The sequence below is a fragment of the Nocardia sp. NPDC050793 genome (genome assembly GCF_040654065.1).
In the GTDB taxonomy this organism is placed as follows: domain Bacteria; phylum Actinomycetota; class Actinomycetes; order Mycobacteriales; family Mycobacteriaceae; genus Nocardia.
Genome location: NZ_JBFAHG010000002.1, coordinates 421465 through 440620 on the forward strand (window position 1 = coordinate 421465; position 19156 = coordinate 440620).

The 19156-nt window shown below is 68.3% G+C and carries 19 protein-coding genes; 9 read left to right on the forward strand and 10 right to left on the reverse strand.

The window, feature by feature from the left end; genetic code table 11:
- Window positions 1–67: 67 nt before the first annotated feature.
- Window positions 68–1786 carry a DUF2339 domain-containing protein gene (locus AB0H50_RS07430; protein ID WP_357448243.1) on the reverse strand — a complete coding sequence of 573 codons (1719 nt, stop codon included), beginning with the start codon at window positions 1784–1786 and terminating at the stop codon, window positions 68–70.
- An 814-nt stretch (window positions 1787–2600) separates the two neighbouring features.
- Window positions 2601–3023: a hypothetical protein gene (locus AB0H50_RS07435; protein ID WP_357448245.1), complete on the reverse strand. Its 423-nt coding sequence runs from the start codon at window positions 3021–3023 to the stop codon at window positions 2601–2603.
- 361 nt (window positions 3024–3384) lie between these two features.
- Between AB0H50_RS07435 and AB0H50_RS07440 the strand changes: the two genes are divergently transcribed.
- Window positions 3385–4575 (forward strand): helix-turn-helix transcriptional regulator, encoded by a 1191-nt coding sequence (locus AB0H50_RS07440; RefSeq protein ID WP_357448247.1) that lies wholly within the window; start codon window positions 3385–3387, stop codon window positions 4573–4575.
- An 11-nt stretch (window positions 4576–4586) separates the two neighbouring features.
- Here the strand turns inward: AB0H50_RS07440 and AB0H50_RS07445 are convergent, their stop codons facing one another.
- From AB0H50_RS07445 to AB0H50_RS07465, 5 genes are all read right to left on the reverse strand, one after another.
- Window positions 4587–5183, reverse strand: a complete 597-nt coding sequence (locus AB0H50_RS07445) for a Uma2 family endonuclease (RefSeq protein ID WP_357448249.1) — start codon at window positions 5181–5183, stop codon at window positions 4587–4589.
- Between the two features lie 48 nt (window positions 5184–5231).
- Window positions 5232–5870: a DUF1707 domain-containing protein gene (locus tag AB0H50_RS07450; RefSeq protein WP_357449347.1), complete on the reverse strand. Its 639-nt coding sequence runs from the start codon at window positions 5868–5870 to the stop codon at window positions 5232–5234.
- A gap of 142 nt (window positions 5871–6012) precedes the next feature.
- Window positions 6013–6645 carry a response regulator transcription factor gene (locus AB0H50_RS07455; RefSeq protein ID WP_357449349.1) on the reverse strand — a complete coding sequence of 211 codons (633 nt, stop codon included), beginning with the start codon at window positions 6643–6645 and terminating at the stop codon, window positions 6013–6015.
- Window positions 6646–6728: 83 nt separating this feature from the next.
- On the reverse strand, window positions 6729–7910 hold the full coding sequence (locus AB0H50_RS07460) for a DUF5931 domain-containing protein (RefSeq protein WP_357448251.1): 1182 nt from the start codon (window positions 7908–7910) through the stop codon (window positions 6729–6731).
- Window positions 7882–9147 (reverse strand): AI-2E family transporter, encoded by a 1266-nt coding sequence (locus tag AB0H50_RS07465; RefSeq protein ID WP_357448253.1) that lies wholly within the window; start codon window positions 9145–9147, stop codon window positions 7882–7884. Before AB0H50_RS07465 ends, AB0H50_RS07460 begins: the two co-directional genes overlap by 29 nt.
- A gap of 116 nt (window positions 9148–9263) precedes the next feature.
- Here AB0H50_RS07465 and AB0H50_RS07470 point away from each other — a divergent pair, with 116 nt between their 5' ends.
- The 3 genes from AB0H50_RS07470 (at window position 9264) to AB0H50_RS07480 (ending at window position 12339) form a co-directional block, all read left to right on the forward strand.
- Window positions 9264–10784, forward strand: coding sequence for an adenylate/guanylate cyclase domain-containing protein (locus tag AB0H50_RS07470; protein WP_357449350.1), 1521 nt, complete (start codon window positions 9264–9266; stop codon window positions 10782–10784).
- Between the two features lie 4 nt (window positions 10785–10788).
- Window positions 10789–11883 (forward strand): YbhN family protein, encoded by a 1095-nt coding sequence (locus AB0H50_RS07475; RefSeq protein WP_357448255.1) that lies wholly within the window; start codon window positions 10789–10791, stop codon window positions 11881–11883.
- 96 nt (window positions 11884–11979) lie between these two features.
- Window positions 11980–12339, forward strand: coding sequence for a DUF3054 domain-containing protein (locus AB0H50_RS07480; protein ID WP_357448257.1), 360 nt, complete (start codon window positions 11980–11982; stop codon window positions 12337–12339).
- A gap of 72 nt (window positions 12340–12411) precedes the next feature.
- Here the strand turns inward: AB0H50_RS07480 and AB0H50_RS07485 are convergent, their stop codons facing one another.
- Complete coding sequence (locus AB0H50_RS07485) at window positions 12412–14022, reverse strand: NTF2-like N-terminal transpeptidase domain-containing protein (RefSeq protein WP_357448259.1); 1611 nt, start codon at window positions 14020–14022, stop codon at window positions 12412–12414.
- Window positions 14023–14464: 442 nt separating this feature from the next.
- Here AB0H50_RS07485 and AB0H50_RS07490 point away from each other — a divergent pair, with 442 nt between their 5' ends.
- Entirely contained in the window at window positions 14465–15061 is a 597-nt protein-coding gene (locus AB0H50_RS07490; protein WP_357448261.1) for a hypothetical protein, read from the forward strand.
- A 77-nt stretch (window positions 15062–15138) separates the two neighbouring features.
- Window positions 15139–15576, forward strand: a complete 438-nt coding sequence (gene aroQ, locus AB0H50_RS07495) for a type II 3-dehydroquinate dehydratase (protein WP_357448263.1) — start codon at window positions 15139–15141, stop codon at window positions 15574–15576.
- A gap of 1 nt (window position 15577) precedes the next feature.
- Here aroQ and AB0H50_RS07500 read toward each other — a convergent pair whose 3' ends face one another.
- Window positions 15578–16024, reverse strand: coding sequence for a nitroreductase/quinone reductase family protein (locus tag AB0H50_RS07500; RefSeq protein ID WP_357448265.1), 447 nt, complete (start codon window positions 16022–16024; stop codon window positions 15578–15580).
- 478 nt (window positions 16025–16502) lie between these two features.
- Entirely contained in the window at window positions 16503–16727 is a 225-nt protein-coding gene (locus tag AB0H50_RS07505; RefSeq protein WP_357448267.1) for a hypothetical protein, read from the reverse strand.
- Window positions 16728–17108: 381 nt separating this feature from the next.
- Between AB0H50_RS07505 and AB0H50_RS07510 the strand changes: the two genes are divergently transcribed.
- Genes AB0H50_RS07510 through AB0H50_RS07520 form a run of 3 tightly spaced genes read left to right on the forward strand, consistent with a single transcriptional unit; the run spans window position 17109 to window position 19118 of the window.
- The gene (locus AB0H50_RS07510) at window positions 17109–18038 is read left to right on the forward strand and encodes an ABC transporter ATP-binding protein (RefSeq protein ID WP_357448269.1); all 930 of its coding nucleotides are present in this window, start codon (window positions 17109–17111) and stop codon (window positions 18036–18038) included.
- The gene (locus AB0H50_RS07515) at window positions 18035–18886 is read left to right on the forward strand and encodes an ABC transporter permease (RefSeq protein ID WP_357448271.1); all 852 of its coding nucleotides are present in this window, start codon (window positions 18035–18037) and stop codon (window positions 18884–18886) included. The genes AB0H50_RS07510 and AB0H50_RS07515 overlap by 4 nt, the downstream gene beginning before the upstream one ends.
- Entirely contained in the window at window positions 18876–19118 is a 243-nt protein-coding gene (locus AB0H50_RS07520) for a helix-turn-helix transcriptional regulator (RefSeq protein ID WP_174555485.1), read from the forward strand. The genes AB0H50_RS07515 and AB0H50_RS07520 overlap by 11 nt, the downstream gene beginning before the upstream one ends.
- Window positions 19119–19156: the final 38 nt, after the last annotated feature.

Here is a 19156-nt window from a genome sequence, read left to right on the forward strand (position 1 = left end):
ACGGCGGCTCGTCGCGAGTTCCCGTGAGCAGCAGGAGGATTCCGACCACCAGGAAGGCGGCGTCGCGTCACTCGGTGTCCAGGTCCGCACCTGAGTGGGCTTCGGCGCCGCCCGGCAATGCGCTGCCGCCGCTACCCGAGGCTCCCGCTTCGGCGAAGGCGCGCGCGTAGCGGGTTCCCGTGAGCAACAGGAGGATTCCGACCACCAGGAAGGCGGCGACGCGGATCAGGCCGTCCAGGGTGGCCAGGTCGAAGAGGAAGAGCTTGGCCAGTGCGGCGGTGGTGACCAAAAGGCCGGAGCCGAGGGCGACCTTGGCGATGGCGGCGGAGCGGGCGAGGTTGCGCAGGCCGTAGAGCAGGGCCGCGGTGGCCGCCACCATCCACACGATCGTCGCGACGCTGTGGCCGACGACGAACCCGTCCGCAGCGCCGGTGGCGACTCCGACCGCGACGATCGCGGCCGTCACCAGGTAGAGCGCCGCGCCGCTCGCGGCGATCCACAGCATCGATTCCTCCGCCCCGCCCTTCTGCGTGCCCGCGAGTCTGCGGACGGTCCAGACCGCCACCGCGACGACGGCCAGTCCGATGACCGCCGCCAGCGTGGTCGAGATGGACAGGTACTGCTCGGCGCGATGTTGCGACGCAAGGTTTTCCGGCGTCGCCATGGCCGCGAAGGCGAGGCCGCCGATCAGCGCGAAGGCGAGACCGAGGCCTGCGGCGGCGCCGGAACGCAGCTGGCCTGCCACCCCGAGGAAGCCCAGCGCGACCAGCAGCGTCGCGATCGGGAGGGTCTGGGTGCTGGTCACGCCGACGCACGACTCGAGCAGTGCGAAGGACCCCGCGATCGCGGCGGCGATGGCGGTGTGTCCCGGAATCTTCACGCGCGCATGCATTTTCGGCGTCAAAGCCGTCGCCGCGACGGACAGGAGAACGACCGCGTGCGCGGTCGCGATGATGGCGGCGATACGGCGGTCGAACAGCGCCACCGCCACGAGCAGCGGGGTGGTCGAGATCGCGAAGGCCAGCGTCGCGGTGATGTCACCGGCGCGTCTGCGCACCACAAGCACGGTCCCGGCCAGCCCGACCACCGCGATCGCGATCGATGCTTCCAGCAACCACAGCTCGCGCGCGCTGTCGGACGGCTCGACCAGCGCGATGAGGATGCCCACCAGGGTGGCCAGCACCGCGGGCACGGTCCGCACGACGTGCAGGAACGGCCAGTCCCGCCCGAATTGCACCGGAGTGCAAGCCAATTGCAGCACGATGAGGAATCCGAGCAGCACCAGATCGGCGGTCACGAACGGCGCCAGCAACGCCGCGCCCAACACCACGAGCACCGCGAGCGGCTGCGAATTCCACCGCATCGCGAGTCCGACGCCGCCCGCCGCGACGACCAGCGCCACCGCAAGCCCGAGCACCGGGTGCAACCAGTGATAAATGGCCGTCACAGCGACCGCGTCGAGGTATGCACCCGCCACACCGGTTGCCGCCAGGGCTATTCCGCCGACCCGCCCACCGGCCTTACCGAAGACCCGCGCACCCGCGCCGATCAGCACCGCCGAGAACACCGCTCCAGCAACAACTCTGGGCACCGGCCCGAAGAACCCGGCCTGCGCGGCGAGCACCAACAGCATCACCACACCGATCAACGTGACCGCCACGCCCGCCACGGCGAGCACCCGGCTGATCACCCCGTCCCGCTGCCACCACGGAACCTGCGGCTCCCGCCGCGGCGGCACGGACGGCATCATCCGCCTGCCCACGTGCGGCAGTGCCCCCGGCTGCATCGGCCATCCCTGCGGCACACCCGGTCGCCGGGGGAAACCCGGCGGTGGCACCGCACCCGGCGGGACCGTCGCACCCGTTCCGGGCACCCAGCCCCAATTCCGCTCCGCCGCAGCCGCGTACGCAGCCCCATAGGCGGGCTGCGATGCCGTCGGCGGCAGGAATGGTGGCGGAGGTGGAACAGCGGCCGCGCTCGAACCGCCACCCGCAGCCGACGCCACACCTGGCCAATCCGCCACACCCGAAGTCGAACCCACACCACCAGGCGCCCCACCCTCGGCACCGGCCGAGCCCGGCCCGGGCGCAGCACCTTCGACACCCAGCTTCGCAACAGCAGCCGGACTCGTGTCGCGCGCGGCTCTCCCGGAGCCGTGCTCTCCGGTCACGGACGGAGATTCATCCACATCGGCGCGCGAATCCTCTTCGGCAGCAGCCGGACTCGTATCCCGCGCCGCGCGCCCGAAAGCGAGCGCCGAGGCCGGGCCGCCCCGGAGCGCCGCCGGAATCCCCTCCGCGACGCCCGGGGCCGCCAGGTCGCCTGACGCGCCCGCGGCCGGGGCGCGTTCCGGGGCCACTTGGTCGTGAAGCAGCGCCAGGTCCCGACCGAGTGCACCCATCCGCGTCCCCAGCGCAGTGAACTCACCGGACAATCGCGAGATCAGCGCCGGATCGATAGATGAAGTCATAACCCCATGCTCGGCCCCTCATACGTACCGAACATGAGTAGAAACCCCCGGCCGAGGGCCGATATCTACCCGATCTCGGCCAGACCGACCCCCAACCGGATGCCGGGTGGGGGCCGGTCACGCCGGGCGGTCATGAGGCGGGCGCGGCCCGCATGCCGGTCACCTGGTGGATGGCGCCGATAACCGCCGAACGCGGCGGCATGCGCAGCACGCCGGGGGCGGGTTCGGCCGCCCAATGCCAGCCGAGGCGGGAGTCGGTGCTCGGTAGCAGCATGTGACGGCCGCCGGGAATCACGGTGACCTGATGTCCGGCCAGGCAGCGCCGGACGTGCACGTCAACGGGGGTGACGGGGCTGGGCGGGGTCACCAGGAACGTCCACGTGCGGTCGCCCGGGTCGGCGACCACCGGTGCGGTCATCTGACGGTCCAGTGTCGCAAGCACTTTCCTGCCGAGTTCCGGCGGCATGACGACGCCACCGAGCAGGCTGCCCGTTGTCACCACGGGTCGCCCGGCGAGCAGCTGGACCGGCAGTCCGTACCGATGTCGGAGCAAGTGCGCCGCCTCGTGCGGGCTGTGACAGCGTTCGAACATGATGCTTCCCCTCAAGCGATGACGTTGCTGTGGCAGATCGGCTGTCGGCGTAATAGGTCGTGCAGGTCACGGCCCCGCGGGCGCAACTGTTCGGGTCGAGCGAGAGAAACTTGCGACGCGGTCGCGCGATCGGCGCGCCGGGCTCGCACAGTGGTGTTCGGCATCGTGGTCATTGCCGCCGCCCTTTGCATTCTCAAAGTTGCAGAAAGGCAACGGTATTCCAACCAGCGGCCAACGAGTCGTACGCAATGTCCCACTTCGGGTGAAGTCCATCCCGTAGCGTCGTACTCTGAAACCCAGATTTAACAAAGGACTCGGGTACATGGACGAATCGTCGATCGGGGTGCGGATCCGGCGCTTTCGCGGCAAAGCGCTCACGCAGCGCCAGCTCGCCGACCAAGCCGGGGTGAGCGTTGATCTCGTGCGCAAGCTCGAGCAAGGTGGACGCCAGACGGCCTCCATCGCGAGCCTGCAGAAACTGGCGCGCGCGCTCGACGTCGACATCTCCGATCTGATCGGCAAGCGCCACGGGATACCGTCCGGCAACCCGGACGCGGGCATCGTCGCCATCCGGCGCGCGTTGACCCCCGTTGACGATCTGCTCGGCGAGGTGCCCGAGGAGGAGGCGGTGAGCCTCGACGACGGCCGTCGCGCGGTCGACTACGCATGGGGCGCGTACTGGGCGGGCCGCTACGAGTTGCTCACCACGATCCTGCCCGCGAGCCTCACCCAGCTGCGCGCGACCGTGCACGCCGCGCGCAACGGCGCGGTCGCACCGGCCAACGAGCTGCTCGCACGGATGTGCTGGGTAACCGGTTGCACCCTGGTCCATCTCGGGCACACCGATCCGGCGTTCCTCGCCATCCGCCAGGCGCTGGCCGCCGCCGAGCGTGGCAACGATCCGTTGCTGCTGGCGACCATCCGCGGCTCGGTGGCCTGGCAGCTGCTGGTGCAGGGCCGCTACGACGAATCGCGCCGGGTCGCGCTGCGCGCCGCGACGGAACTGGAGCCCGCGGGCGAGGTACCGCCCGCGCACCTGTCCGCCTACGGTTCCCTCGTGCTCCAGGGCGCGACCGCGGCGGGCCGAGCTCAGGACGTGCCGGAGGCGCTGTCGTTGATCGAGGCGGCGAGCGAGGTCGCGCTGCGGATCGGCGGCGACCGGCAGGACTACGAAACCTATTTCGGCCCTTCCCAAGTCGTCATGCAGACGGTGGACGTGAACGTCTCCTCCGAGCGCTACCCGGAGGCGCTGGCCGCGGCGAAGGAGATGCCCGCGAACAGCGGTCTGCCGCAGGCCTCGCGCGCGCGCCACCTCGCCGACACCGCGGTCGCCCTGACCAGGACCGGACAACACCAGCGCGCCCTGGACGCGCTGCTGAACGCCGAACGCGTCGGCGGCGTCGACTGGATCAAATACCAGTCCCTGCCCCGCCACATCGTTTCCGAACTCCTCGACCACGACCGCCGAGTCCCGCTGCGCGCCTTCGCCCGCCGCATCGGCGTCAACACCTGATCCCAGGCGAATTACCAAGTAACCTCGGGCAATTCGATGTCGATCGGAAACGGCCTATCGACGACGACGCGGGTCCGGTGGACTCCGGTCGGCGCATAACCGCCCTCCGGCAGCAGCTCGAAGGTGTAGACGACGATGGCGTTCGACTCGTTCTCTATGCGCCAGAAGCATTTGATTCCGGCTTCGGCGTACTGAGCGGGCCGAAGAATCCTGTCCGTGGTCCTCGTGCCCCGCGACACGACCTCCACCACCAGGTGAACATCTTCCGGCCGAAAGGCCAGTGAATCCGCGGTGACGACACTGCGGGACACCGCGAGCAGATCCGGCTCCGGAACAGTCGATCCCAGATCGACACCCTGCTCGCTCGCGATGACCGCCCAATCCGGAGCGATTCGGCGCAAGGCGAACTTCAGGATATCGATGACCTCGTTGTGCCAGTGGGTCGACGGCGCCATCATGACGACTTCACCGTCCAGGAGTTCGAACCGCGTATCGATCACTTCCATCAGTCGGGGTAGATCATGAGCAGTGAACCCGCCAGGCGGTGGAGTCGGAACCAGCACCATGTGACCCCGAATGGGCTCCTCGAAGTGCTCGGCGGCGGTCATATCAGGAGGCTACCTGCAGGTCGGGGCCCACGGCCAGGGCATGGCACATCAGTGCCCGAACAGTTTGCGCCAGTGGGCGACGAACGGGTGCTTGGCGGTCACCGAGCCGAAGCGGACGCGGCCGTGCACGACCAGATGGAGGGGGCCGAGTGGGGGACCGGTGCGGACCTTGTTGTTGACACTCGCGCCGATGAGGTCGAGACCGTTCATGTCGACGGTGGCCTCGGCGGGCACCACCAGGGTGAGCGAGCTGCAGTAGTCGTCGACGTTCAACTCGACCACCTGGGTGGACATCACCGCCTCGGTGAAATCGAGGGTGACGCCCGCGAACCAGTTGTTCAAGAGCAGCGAAGGCGCGACCTGCCACGGCCCGCGCCTGGTCACGTTCGACATGCGGCCGCGAATCACATTCCCCGCCGGGGCCGGCGGCATCGGCGGCCGATTCGGGAACGAGGGCGTCGAGTTCACGAACGTCGTCGGCTTGGCGGCCGGCTGGCCGATCAGGCGGACGCCGGGCAGGTCGATGAGCACGGCATTGAGTTCGCCGCGGGTCTTGGCGGCCAGGGCGGTGTCCATCCGCTCGGTGAACTCGCCGAGCGAGAGCATCCCGAGCCCGACCGCCCTCTGCAGCAGCTGACCGACGTGCTCGCGTTCGGCGTCGGAGACGCGCAGATCCCGATCGCCGATCACACCATCGGAGCCGACACCATTGGATACCGATTCGGGGCCGCCCATGGGTTCGAGGCTACCGAGAGGCGCCGGTCTCGGCATCAGGGCGATCCCCGATTCCGGCGCGCGTCCGGGTCCTCCGTTGGTCGGACGACCCGGCCTACTCGAGCCCCTGTTCGATCGCGTACCTGGTGAGTTCGACCCGGTTGGCCAGCTGCAACTTCCGCAGCGTCGCCTGCACGTGGTTCTCCACCGTCCGGTGGCTCAACCCGAGCCGCGACGCGATCTGCTTGGCGGACAATCCTTTCGCCACCATCCGCAGCACCTCGGTCTCCCGTTCGGTGAGCGCGGGCCGGTGCGGTTCGTCTGGCTCGGCGGGCGTGGTCGCCATCCGGCGATACTCGCCGAGCACCAACCCGGCCAGCCCGGGCGTGAACACCGGCTGACCGGCGGCGGTCGCACGCACCGCATCGATCAGTTCGGCCGCCGACGCGCTCTTGACCAGATAACCGGACGCGCCCGCCTTGATCGCCTCCAGCACGTCGTCGCGCTCGGCCGACGCCGACAGCACCAGCACCCGGCTCTCCGGCGAGACCCGCAGCACCTCGGCGGTGGCGACGGCGCCATTACCGTCGGGCAGCTGCATGTCCATCAGCACAACGGCGGGCCGCACCGCCGCGGCGCGCCTGGTTGCCGAGCCGACGCCGTCGGCGGTCGCGACGACGTCGAATCCGGCCTCGGCGAGATCGCGGGAGACCCCATCGCGCCACATCGGATGATCATCGACCACCATCACCGAAATGGTCCCGGCCGCACCGTCATCGGTCACCGCACCACTCCTTTCGCCGTACCGTTCATCGTGCCAGAAGCACCAGGTCATCGTGCGTCGCGCGGGATACGGAATTCCCATTCCACGCCCTCGCCCGCGCTGCCTTCGGTGAGCAGTTCCGCGATACCGCCGAGCGCGCCGATCCGCCCGACGATCGATCGCGAAACCCCCATCCGCCCTTCGGCCTCCGCCTCGGCCAACCTGCCCGCGGCGATGCCGATGCCGTCGTCGCGCACGCTGACGATCAGCTCGTCGCCCGTGTCCTCCAGCAGCACATAGGCTTTCGCGTCCGGTCCGGCGTGCAGCTCGACGTTGACCAAGGCGGTGGCGACGGCGGCGGCGATTTCTCCTGCGGCCCAACGCCCCACCCGCACCGGCTCGCCCGGAGTCGCGACGAACACCTTCGGCGTCGCGTGCACGGTCAGCAGCGGACGCAGATCCACCTCGGCGCCGCCCGCGTCCTCGCGCACGCCCTGCTCGGAGATCAACACACGAAGCGCCACCTCCTGCTCCCCGGCGCGCAATGCCAATTCCTCGGTGGGACCACCGATTTCGCTGCCACGTCGTTTGATGTAGCTGAGCACCTGGAGCACGCCGTCGTGCACTTCCCTGGCGAGCCGCTCGCGCTCCTCGGCCGCGGCGGTCAGCCGAACTGCGCGCTGCAACTGCTCCTGCGCGCGCCGGGCAGTGTTGGCGGCCAGCCCGAGCGCGAGGCCCACCGAGACGAGCACCGGCGCCGTCGCGTCCGCCCACACGTCCTGTCCCCACTGGTCGCGCACGGTGATGATCACCGCCGCGATCGACAGCCCGGACGCGATGCCCGCGACCGGACCGCGCAGGATGGCCGCCGAGATCACCGCGTTGGCCGCCCACATGGTCGTCGGCAGGGTCTGGTGCCCGTGGTACCAGTCGTAGTCTGCGACCAGCCGGGTGGCGGCGACCAGCCCGATCACCACGATGTGGTCGCCGATCACCACCCAGACCCGCACCCGGGCCACGTCGTCCCGCCACTGCGAGAGCATCAGCGCCGACAGCCCGGACCAGACCACCATCAGCGCGATGAACACCCAGCTCAGACGCTGGTTCTGGTAGTAGGGCACGGACGCGATCTGCTGGCCGACCGCGTACAGCAGCGTGACGAGCCGGAACGCCTGCACGGCCCGCCACAGCGGCGCGGTCGCCGCGTCGGCGGGGTCGAGCTCAGTCGGCGCGGTCGGGCTCATCGGCATCCCGGCGTCCGACGTCGGCGTCGCCGCCGCGCGCCTTGCTCAGCAGCGCGACTTCCTCGGCGAGCGTCGCCTCGACGTCGAACCTCCCCGGATCCGGCCGGTCCGGTTCCGCCGAATACAGCCGGTGCTCGGCCGTCTGCAACTCGCCGAACGCCTCCTCCGGGCTATCGGCGAGCAGCGATCGGATGGCCGTGTTCATCACCGCGACGAACGGCACCGCGAGCAGACCGCCCGCGATCCCACCGAGCACCACTCCGGCCGCGATCGCCAGCACCACCGCCAGCGGATGGATGCTCACCGCCCGGCCGAGCAGCAATGGTTGCAGCACATGGCTTTCCAGCTGCATCACCGCGATGATGATGCCGAGCACGATCAGCGCTGTCACCAGTCCCTTGGTGACCAATGCGATGAACACCGCGATGAATCCGGCGAGGAACGCGCCGATGATCGGGATGAACGCGCTGATGAAGACCAGCGAGGCCAGTGGCAGCGCCAACGGCACCCCGAGTATCGCCAGCCCGGCTCCTATGCCGATGGCGTCGACGGCCGCGACCACGACGGTGGCCCGCACGAAGCCGACCAGCGAGCCGAAGCCGAGCTGCCCGGCCAGCCGGACCCGTTCCCGGTGCGCGGTCGGCACGATCCGGGTGACGAACTCCCAGACCTGATCGCCGCTGTAGAGGAAGAAGATCAGGATGAAGAGCGTGAGGAAGGTTCCGGTCAGTATGTGCCCGATCACTGTGGCCGTGGTGAGCGCGCCGGAGGTGAGACTGGCCTGATTGGACTGGATCGTCTTGACGATGGTGTCGCCCGCGTTGCGAATCTGGTCGTCGCTCATCTGCGGCGGGCCGTTGATCAACCAGTCCTGGATCTTGTGGATGCTGCCGGTGAATTCGTCGGACAGCTGCGGCACGCCCGCGACGAACTGCTCGACGGCGAAGGTCAGAATGCCAGCGACCAGCCCCAGCGAGCCGACCAGCGAGACGAACACCCCGACCCATCTCGGTAGGCCTAGGCGCTGCATCCAGTCCACCAGCGGAGCGAGCAGCGCGGCCGCCAGCAGCGCGATGGCCGTTGGAATGACGACGGTCGCCAGCCGCTGCACGATCATCACCAGGGCGATCACCGCGGCGAAGATGACCAGCAGCCGCCATGCCCACTCCGCGGTCTGCCGGACGATCGGGTGCACCGCGTCCGCGGCGGAACCCCGGCGCGGACCTTCCTCGAGCTCGGTCACCTCGTCGAGGGTAACGGGCTACCGAGCCCGAAGCGGGAGACAGCCCCACGTGGACGAATGATCGAAACGCTAGATTAGGGGGCGTGTCAGCGCCCTTGGAAGCGGTCAAGCAGACCATGCATACGCGCTGGCCGCTTTACCTGACATCGATGCTGCTGGCCAACGCCTTCGGCGCGGTGCTGGTGTGGGCGTTCATCCAATACGGACTCCCCGTTCCGGAAGGCGAGGCGGCCGGTACCCGACGCACCGGTCTGCTCATCCCCGCACTCGTCTTCATCACCGGCGGACTGCTCAGCCTCGCCGCCTCGGCGCTGATGCTGCGCCCGGTCATGCGCTGGCAGATGCGCGGCGGTCCGCCGAGCCGCCAGGAACAGATGGCCGCACTGCACGCGCCGCTGCGCCAGGCGATCCTGCATCTGGCGCTGTGGTTGATCGGCGGCGCGGTGCTGGCCGGCCTCATCATCTCCGACACGCCCGCGCTGGCGGGCGCGGTGATCGTCACCGAGTGCATGGCGGCCACCATCGTGTTCGGTTTCACCTACATGCTCGGCGAGCGCATCCTGCGTCCGGTCGCGGCGCAGGCATTGACCGAGGGCACCTTCGATCACACCCTGACGGCGGGCGTCGGCACCAGGATGGCGATGACCTGGGGCATGGGCACCTTCGCGCCGACCATCGCCATCGTGCTGCTGTGCGTCACCCAGATCTCCTCGGACGTGAAGTTCTCGGCCCAGTCGCTGGCGATCTCGATCCTGCTGCTCTGCGGCGTGGTGATCCTGCAGGCGCTCGCACTGTCGATGCTCACCGGTTCGAGCATCTCCGACCCGGTGCGCCAGCTCAGCCAGGCCATCGACCGGGTGCAGGAGGGCGCCCGCGATGTGCAGGTCGAGGTGTTCGACGGCAGCGAGATCGGCCTGCTCCAGGTGGGCTTCAACCGGATGATGGAGGAGGCGGCCAAGCGCCGCGAGCTCCAGGAGCTGTTCGGTCAGCACGTCGGCGAGGAGGTCGCCCAGCGCGCCCTCGACTACGGCACCGAGCTGGGCGGCGAGACCAGGTTCGTCGCGGTGTTGTTCGTCGACATGGTCGGCTCGACCGCCACCGCCGCCGAACGGCCGCCCACCGAGGTGGTCAGCCTGCTCAACGAGTTCTTCCGGATCGTGGTCGACGTGATCGACCGGCACCACGGGTTCGTCAACAAGTTCGTCGGCGATGCCGCGCTCGCCATCTTCGGCGCGCCGCTGGACCGGCCGGACGCGCCCACCGCGGCGCTGGCGGCGGGTCGCGAACTCCGCGAAGCATTGCGCGAGGTCTCCGGCCTCGACATCGGCATCGGCGTCTCCGCGGGTTTGGCGGTCGCCGGAAATATCGGCGCCGCCAACCGCTTCGAATACACAGTGATCGGCGACCCGGTGAACGAGGCTTCCCGATTGACCGAATTGGCCAAAGATCAACCCGGCCGGGTACTCGCCTCCGGCAGTGCACTGTATTTCGCGGAGGAAAGCGAGCAGGAGTTCTGGGTGGAAGGCGAAGAGGTGCAGCTGCGCGGCCGCCGCCGGAAAACCCGATTGGCCTGGCCGAAAGAAGGCGCCGACCCGCGCACCGATGCCGACGCTCGAACAGCAGATTCGCTAGGCTGACGAGGTGACGGCCAACGGGGATACAGCGGGCGAGCCTGCACCGCGAACGTCCACCGTCGAGCAAGGCCGGGGCAAATTCTGGTGGGTCAAGTGGTTGCTGGGCGCCGCGCTGTTGGCCTTGTTGCTCGGTGAAGCCGTCTATCTGTGGCCGCAGCTCAACGAATCCTGGCAGAAGCTCACCGAAATTCATTGGGGCTGGGTCGCGGCCTGTATCTGGTTTCAAGCGCTCGCCATGAGCGGATTCGGCCGCGTGCAGAAACAACTGCTGCACGCGGGCGGCGTCGATGTGAGTCAGCGCAAATCCGTGGCGGTCGTGTACGGCGCTACCGCGATGTCGGTGACCTTGCCCGCGGGCCAGGTGTTCTCCACCGCGTTCACCTACCGGCAGACCCGGCGTTGGGGCGCGAGTCCGATCGTGGCGTCCTGGCAGCTGGTCATCTCCGGCGTGATCGCGACAGCCGGGCTCGCGCTGCTCGGCGTCGGCGGCGCACTGCTGGTCGGCAATCAGGTGGGACCGCTGAAGCTCGTGCTCTCGCTCGCCGCGGTGGCTGCACTGATCTGGGTGGGCAACTACATCTCGAGCAATCCCGGCTCGCTGGAGAAGGTGCTGCGGCGGTTGCTCGCGCTGGTCAACCGGGTGCGCAAGCGTCCCGCCGACCACGGCATGAGCAAGGTCGCCGAGATCCTGACCCAGCTCGAGTCGGTGGATCTCGGCAAGCGCGACGGCGTCTGGGTAGCGGCCTGGGCACTGGTGCACCGGTTCGGCGACGTCGCCTGTCTCGGCGCGGCCTGCTACGCCGTCGGCGCCGAACCGAAACTCGCCGGCCTGCTCATCGCCTTCACCGCTGGTAAAGCCGTCGGCTCCATCCCGTTCGCCCCCGGCGGCATCGTCTACGTCGACGCGACCCTGATCTACGGCCTCACCGCGGGCGCGGGTCTGCCCGCCGCCCAGGCGGTCGCCGCCGCGTTCGTCTATCGGCTGGTCAGCTTCGTCCTGGTCGCCATCGTCGGCTGGATCGTCTTCGCCTTCCTCTTCCGCACACCCCAGGCCGACGACGCCGCCTACGAGCAGGAATTCGAGACGCGCCGCACCCTCTGAACGGCGTCCGGCGTCCCGGCCGAGTGACTGACCAGGGCCAGTTTCGGATCGGTGTCGAGATCGAGATCGAAACGATGCCGCACTACGCTTGCGCCCGTGAAGAGACTGGTTCCGGTGGCGGTCGACGCATTGTTGGTGATCTTGTTCTGCGTCATCGGCCGGCGCAGTCACGACGAGGCGGTGATAGCCGGTCTGCTGAAGACGCTGTGGCCGTTCGCGATCGGACTGGCGATCGGATGGGCCGTGGCGATCGTGGTGGCGCGCCGCACGGGACGCGCCGACGGAACCCTGGTGTGGCCAACGGGAGTCCTGGTGTGGCTCTGCACGCTCTGCGGCGGCATGGTGCTGCGCGCGATCAGCGGACAGGGAGTCGCGTTCAGCTTCGTGCTGGTCGCGGCCACCGTGCTCGCACTGTTCCTGCTCGGTTGGCGCGCGGCGATCCAAGCGCTGAACTGATCGGCCGTCGGCCGCGCCGAGCGAACAAGCGGTCGGCGCGGATCGATCAGCGCGCTGACCCGAGCGCGGCGATCACGGCTCCGGCGCGGCCAGCGACTGCAACATCCTGGCGGCCATCCGCGAGGTGGCGTTCCCGCTGTCGATGTCGTTGATGTGCACCGCGAATGCCAGATCGCCCATGTTCGCGATGAGCCAGCCGTCCTCGCCTGCTTTCGCCGCGTAGGCGATCACGGGGTACGGCCGCAGCGGCGCCAGATCGGGGGCGCCGGTCGCTTCGCGCAGCATGGTGCGCAGCCGTTCGGTCAGCTCGCCGCCCAGCGGCGTCAGCTGCGCGTCGGTGCGGCCCGTGTTGGCGACCTCGATCTTCGGTGCGGGCACCTCGCCGCGCGCGATCGACGCCGCCGCGATCGCCATCCCGAAGGGGCTGGCCAGCACCGCGTCCGACCCGCCGCCCTGGCGCACCTGCTCGGCGCTGCGTCCGGCGATGGCCAGCCGCCCGGTCACCTCGTCCAGCCCGGGCACCTGGAAGTCGATGCCGATGCCGAGCCTGCTCGCAGCCTCCGCCGCTTCCTGCACCGAAACGTCCTGCGGGGCCTTGCCGTTACCGATGGCCGCGACAGCCCGGAACAGCTCGATGTTGCCACCCACCGGGTACAGACCGGTGAACGCGATCGGTCCGTGCTCGCTGGCCTGGCTGTTCTGCGCGACAGCGACCACCGCGCCGCTGGACGGCTGGATCGCCACGATGGTCGCGGGCGTGCCGACGCTCACTACCGCGTCCTCGGCGGCGCGCTGCAACCGCTGATCCATGGTGGCGATGATGTCCGGCCCCGGCGGTCCCTGGTAGCCGGCGACCTGGCTGATGAATCGCCCGTCCGGCTCGAAGATCTGCACGCCCCAGCCGGAGTGCTCGTCCTGGCTGGTCTCCCAGACCTTGCGCAGCGCGTCCAGCTGCGGCGACCAGACCCGGCGATCCGAGGAGATCAGCCGCGGGTGCTTCTCCATCACCACGCCGGGGATCGGCGCCATGCGCGGTTCCAGGATCGCGAAATCGCCCTCGCGCAGGTTGACCGCCACGATCGGCTTGCCCTGCGAGGACGCCAGCTGCTGCCTCAGCGCGGGGCCGGTGATCAGCGGCGCGACCGGCTCGATGGCCTTGGCCAGCGCGTCGGTGGAGGCGACCTGGTCCGGCATCTTCGACGGGTCGAGCTTGATCACGTTGATGACCTGCTCGTGCATCAACGGCGCTCCGACCATGTCGAGGACCCGCGGCGGCGGCTTCGGCGTGGTGCGCACCAGCTTCACGGTGCGGTTGCCTTGTAACTGCGGCATCACGACCGACGGCTCCCAGGAGATCCGCCAGCCGATCGCGAGCTTGCGCACCGTGCCCTGGATGCTGTAGCCCCAGTTCTTGTTCTCGCCGAAGCTCCAGTCGACGTCCATGCTGAAGATCGCCGATTGCGAGTCGAGGCCGATGAATTGGGTCTTCTGGTAGTCGACCTTGCCCGGATGCAGACCCTCGAACATTTGCTTCAGCGTTGCCGAAGCGGCGTTCGGGTAGGAGGTGAGCTCCGATGCCTTCTTGTAATCCTGGTTGTCGAGGAGTTCGGTGAAGCGCTCGACGACGGCCGCGGGCTCGTTGGGCTCCTGATGAAACCCGCAGGACCCCATGGTGATTGCCACAGCCGCCGCTCCCGCGAGTGCTAGTGCGCCCCTAACCCGAAAGCGGCGAAATCCCCTCACATCCATGTCGCCCACTCTTCACTCTTGTCACTCCAGCAACAAGACCACCGTACCTGAAATGAACCTCTTTGCGACGTCCCGGTGACCGGGCCGTTACCCATGCTCAGCATTGTCAATTGTGCCCGAAAAGTGCGTCCGAATGTCCCGATCCATAACGTCGTCCAGTCACAAGGCGATAACCGGCGCCGCTACCGTACCTGCCGAAACGCGAACGTGGGCGAGAACCCTCCCGGTCGGTGATCCGTCCCGGACAGCGCGCGCCCGGCACAGTACGACCTCCCTGGAATACCCCTTTCCCACCCTGTTCACACAGAGCGAAACCACCGCGCATCCTTGCGGCGTAATCTTGTAATCATTGCAAGAAATGCAAAGGAGATTCGTCATGAAGCACGAACATCGCGGACGAGGTTTCGGACGCCCCGGCGGCTGGCAGCAGGCCGACCTCCCCGATCCCGCCGATGTGCCCGACTGGTTCGCCGGAAGATTGCCCGGCGACTGGTTCGTCGGCAAACCGGTCATCGAGGTGGACCGCGACGAGATCGTGGTCATCGGCGAACTGCCGCTGCCCAAGCCCGAGACCGCCGACGCCGAGGACGCCGAAGCGCCCACCGAGAAGGTCCCCGCCGCCACGAAAGAGGGCGCCATCGCCCGCTTCCGCGAATCCACCCGCCCGGCGCGAATGCAGATCGCGGGCGAGGCCCAGCGCCGCTACGGCCGCAACGTGGCGTGGGGCGTTTCGGTGGACGGGGAACGAATCATGTTCACCCAGCTCGCCGTTCCGGTGATGACGCGGCTGCGCCAGCCGGAGCGCAAAGTGCTCGACACCCTGGTCGATTCCGGCGTCGCCCGCTCCCGCTCCGACGCGCTGGCCTGGACGGTGAAGCTGGCGGGCAAGCACGCCGAGGCGTGGCTCGAGGAGCTGCGCACGGCGATGCGCAAGGTCGACGATCTGAGGTCGGAGGGCCCGAAGGGTTTGTGAGCGGGGGTTGCGGGCGGGGCGGTCCGGCTCGGCCCGGGCGCGGTTCGGCTTGCGGCCGCGCCCATTAGGGTTGGCCCATGGCCGACACCGCCCCGATCCTGGTCCTCAACGGGCCGAACCTGAACATGCTCGGCACCCGCCAGCCCGAGGTGTACGGTTCGGCCACGCTCGACGACGTGGTCGAACTGTGCGAACGGACCGCGGCGAGGTTCGACAGGAAGATCGTCGCGTTCCAGTCCAATCACGAAGGCGCGCTGATCGATCGGATCCACCAGGCGCGCGGTGCCGAGTCGGCGATCGTCATCAATCCCGGCGGGCTCACCCACACCTCGGTCGCATTGTGTGACGCGCTGGTGATCCCCGAAGTGCCGATCGTGGAGGTGCACATCAGCAATGTGCACGCCCGCGAGGAATTCCGGCACCACTCCTTCATCTCTCCCATCGCCACCGCGGTGATCGCGGGCATGGGGATTCAGGGCTACGCCGCCGCCATCGAATTCCTCGCCACCCGCTGATTCACGCAATACGGAAGACCGGGAAACCCGGTGCGATGGCGGCCAGTTCGGCGTCGCTCGCGTCCTTGGTGACGCCCTCGAAGAAGCGGTTGACCTCCCAGCCCCACTTCTCCAGGTACAGCCGCAGCACCGGCACCTTGTCCGCGTCGGCCACCTCGGCGGCCGCGAACGGCTGCACCTTGCGCCCGAGCCGCAGCTCCCCTTCGCCCGCGACCCGCAGGTTCCGCACCCACTGCGTATGCCCGCGCGGCGCGACCAGGTAGCGCGTGCCGGTCTCGTCGACGAGCAGGTTCACCATCGTGGTCCGCCACTCCCCGCTCTTGCGGCCGCGCACGGCGAGCAGCCGGGATCCCGCGATGCTGATTCCGAGCTTGGGCAGCCAGTTGAAGACGCGGTTCATGATGGGGTCGAGGCCGGTGGGGGCGATGTAGCGGGTGGTGGCGTTCATGACGACTCCTTTGTGAGCACTGCTCTCTGTTGAGACCAATGGTCCACCCATGCGCGCACAAAGTCAAGAGCACTGCTCTCGTTTTCACGGGCCCGCCGTCCGTCAGAGATTGCGGTGGATGCACACGTAGACGTCCGGCGGACGCCGAGGGCGTGACGAGGGCCTGCCGGCGTCGGCACGAGCCGAGGCGATCGCGACCCGACTCGCTCGACCGGGGCTACGGAACAATCTCCGTGCGCCGTATGCCAGCGCTCCCGGATTCGCCGAGAACCCGAAAGATAAAGACCCACCAGCCGAATCGCACACCGACCGCTATTGTCAACGGCAGTACGCCGTAAATGCTTCGACCACCAGCGGCCGAATTCCCGCTCAGCCCTCGGGAAGTGGAATCAGTTCGAGATGCTCCGCGGTCCTCCGCTCGACGGCGCTACCACGTTCGGCGACCAAATCCACCCCACCACCGTGCGAGACCAGCCATCTACCGCACACGCAGCGCAAATAGCGAACAGAGCGATGCGAGGAAACGAGCATCGGCGAGGACCACGAGCAGGTGGGGCAGGTGTCGGGCATAGCTAAGGCTGAATAACGAAGAGCCGGAAGGCAACGACCAGCGCGGCGTGGCGTCGAACTGGATCGAAAAGCGGGCGGTGACCGGAGGGCGAGCGGCGGCATCATCGACGACCCGAGATACTTTGCCCTTCATAAGCTTCCGAAAACGCAGTGGCGAATGCGTTCGGTCTGTCGAATTTCGCCTCGCGCTCGGGCAGATTCGATGCGGCATCGCCACTGCGCGGCGAGTTCCGTTGCCAGCGGCTGGATATACGAGGCCGTGACGGTGAAGCAGGCGTGGAGGCGGCTGGCTGGTGACTGTTCAGCAGGCGCCCAGGTCATCGGTAAGCCAGTGCGCCAATCGGTTCCGAAGGCGGCGCCCCAGTAGCGCGCGGCGAAGGCCGGGTCGGTGAGCGCCCGCCACAGCTGTCGAGCAGCCTGCGACCACCATGATCGGCCGTCGAATAAAGCATTGTCCCCTCGGGATGTAGTAGTTATGCTACGAATCATCCGGTCCACACAACGGGAGGGTGCCATGACTGTGGGCGATGGCGTCGTGATCGACGTCGAGGGTCTGCGAATGCGGTACGGCGCGAAAGACGTCCTGCACGGTGTCGGCTTCCAGGCTCGGCACGGTGAAGTGCTGGCGTTGCTCGGGCCCAACGGCGCGGGCAAGACCACCACGATCGAGATACTCGAAGGTTTCCGCATCCGGTCGGCGGGCCGGGTCGAGGTGCTCGGCGCCGATCCGGCGCACGGCGGCGAGGATTGGCGCGCCCGCATCGGCGTCGTCCTGCAATCCTGGCGCGATCACGGCAAATGGCGTGTGCGCGAGCTGCTTTCGAATCTCGGCGGATACTACGCGCCGTACGGTACCGAGCGAATCCGCAGGCCGTGGGACACCGACGAACTCATCGAGGCCGTCGGCCTGACCGAACAGGCGGGCACGAAGATCATGTCACTGTCCGGCGGTCAGCGGCGCAGGCTCGACGTGGCCATCGGCATCGTCGGCCGCCCGGAACTGCTGTTCCTGGACGAGCCGACGGCCGGTTTCGATCCCCAGGCCCGGCGCGATTTCCACGACCTCATCCACCGTTTGGCCGACGACCTGCACACCACCATCCTGCTCACAACGCACGATCTGGACGAGGCCGAGAAGCTGGCCGATCGCATCCTGATCCTGGCGGGTGGGCGGATCATCGCGGACGGTTCGGCCGACGAGCTGTCCCGCCGCATCGCGGGCGAAGCCGAGGTGCGCTGGACCCGCGACGGCCAGCGCTTCGTGCACACCACCACCGAGTCGACCAAGTTCGTCTACGAGCTGTTCAAGCAGTACGGCGAGGAGATCGGCGAACTGGAGGTGCGGCGCGCGTCGCTCGAGGACACGTATATGACACTGGTGCGGCAGTTCGAATCCGGTCAGCTGGAGAACGAGGTCCACGCCTTGGAGGAGGTGACGCGATGAACCCGATCACGAACGCGGTCCGCGCGGGCTTGTCGCGCGGAGCGATCGAGTTGCGGCAGACGGTGACCAATGGCCAGGATCTGTTCGGCCTGCTGTTCTGGCCGGTCATCATGGTCGTCGTGCTGATCTTCATGCGCAACGCGACGTTCGGTTCGAGCAGCTTCGGGCTCGGGACGCTCGCGCTGCCGAGCATTCTCGGCATGCTGGTCTCGTTCAACGGCATCTTCGGCATCGCCCAGCTGCTCAGTCTGGAGCGCGAGGACGGAACCCTGTTGCGCGCCAAGGCGACTCCGAACGGGATGGTCGGCTACCTGGTCGGCAAAGTGGTCACGGTGTCGGGCTGGGTGCTCGTGCCGTTCGTCATCGTGCTCGTTCCCGGATTGTTCGTGGTGGGCGATGTCGCGCTGGACACCGCGGGCGCGTGGCTGTCGTTGATCGGCATCGTGCTGCTCGGCATGCTCGCGACCCTGCCCATCGGCGCGTGCATCGGTTCGCTGTTCGCCAGCCCGCGCGGGATCGGGTTCGCGTCCATGCCCATCATGGGTCTGGCCGCGGTGTCGGGCATCTTCTACCCGATCACCTCGATGCCGGGCTGGGTGCAGGGGATCGCCCAGTGCTTCCCGATCTACTGGCTCGGCCTCGGCATGCGCGCGGCGATGTTGCCGGACGAGGCGGCGACCGTCGAGCTCGGCGGCTCCTGGCGGCATGTGGAAACCATTGCGGTGCTCGGCATCTGGGCGGCGGCGGGATTCGCCCTCGCGCCGATCCTGTTGCGCAGGATGGCTCGGCGGGAATCGGGTTCCAGCGTCGCCGCCCGACGCGAGAAGGCCATGCACCGTGCCTACTGAGGTCATCTACAACCGGATCGCCATGCTGCGCGCCGAGCGCGGCATCTCCCGGCGCGAGCTGGCGGAGGCGCTCGGCGTGCACTACCAGACGATCGGTTACCTCGAGCGTGGCGAATACAGCCCGAGCCTGCACCTCGCGCTGCGCATCGCGGAGTACTTCGAGGTGGCGGTGGAGGTCGTCTTCTCCACCGCCCCGTTCCCCCGCCTCGGCTCCGGGTCCGAAACTGCCTGAGCAACAATTCTTTTCGTACGACACATGCTAGGCATCGG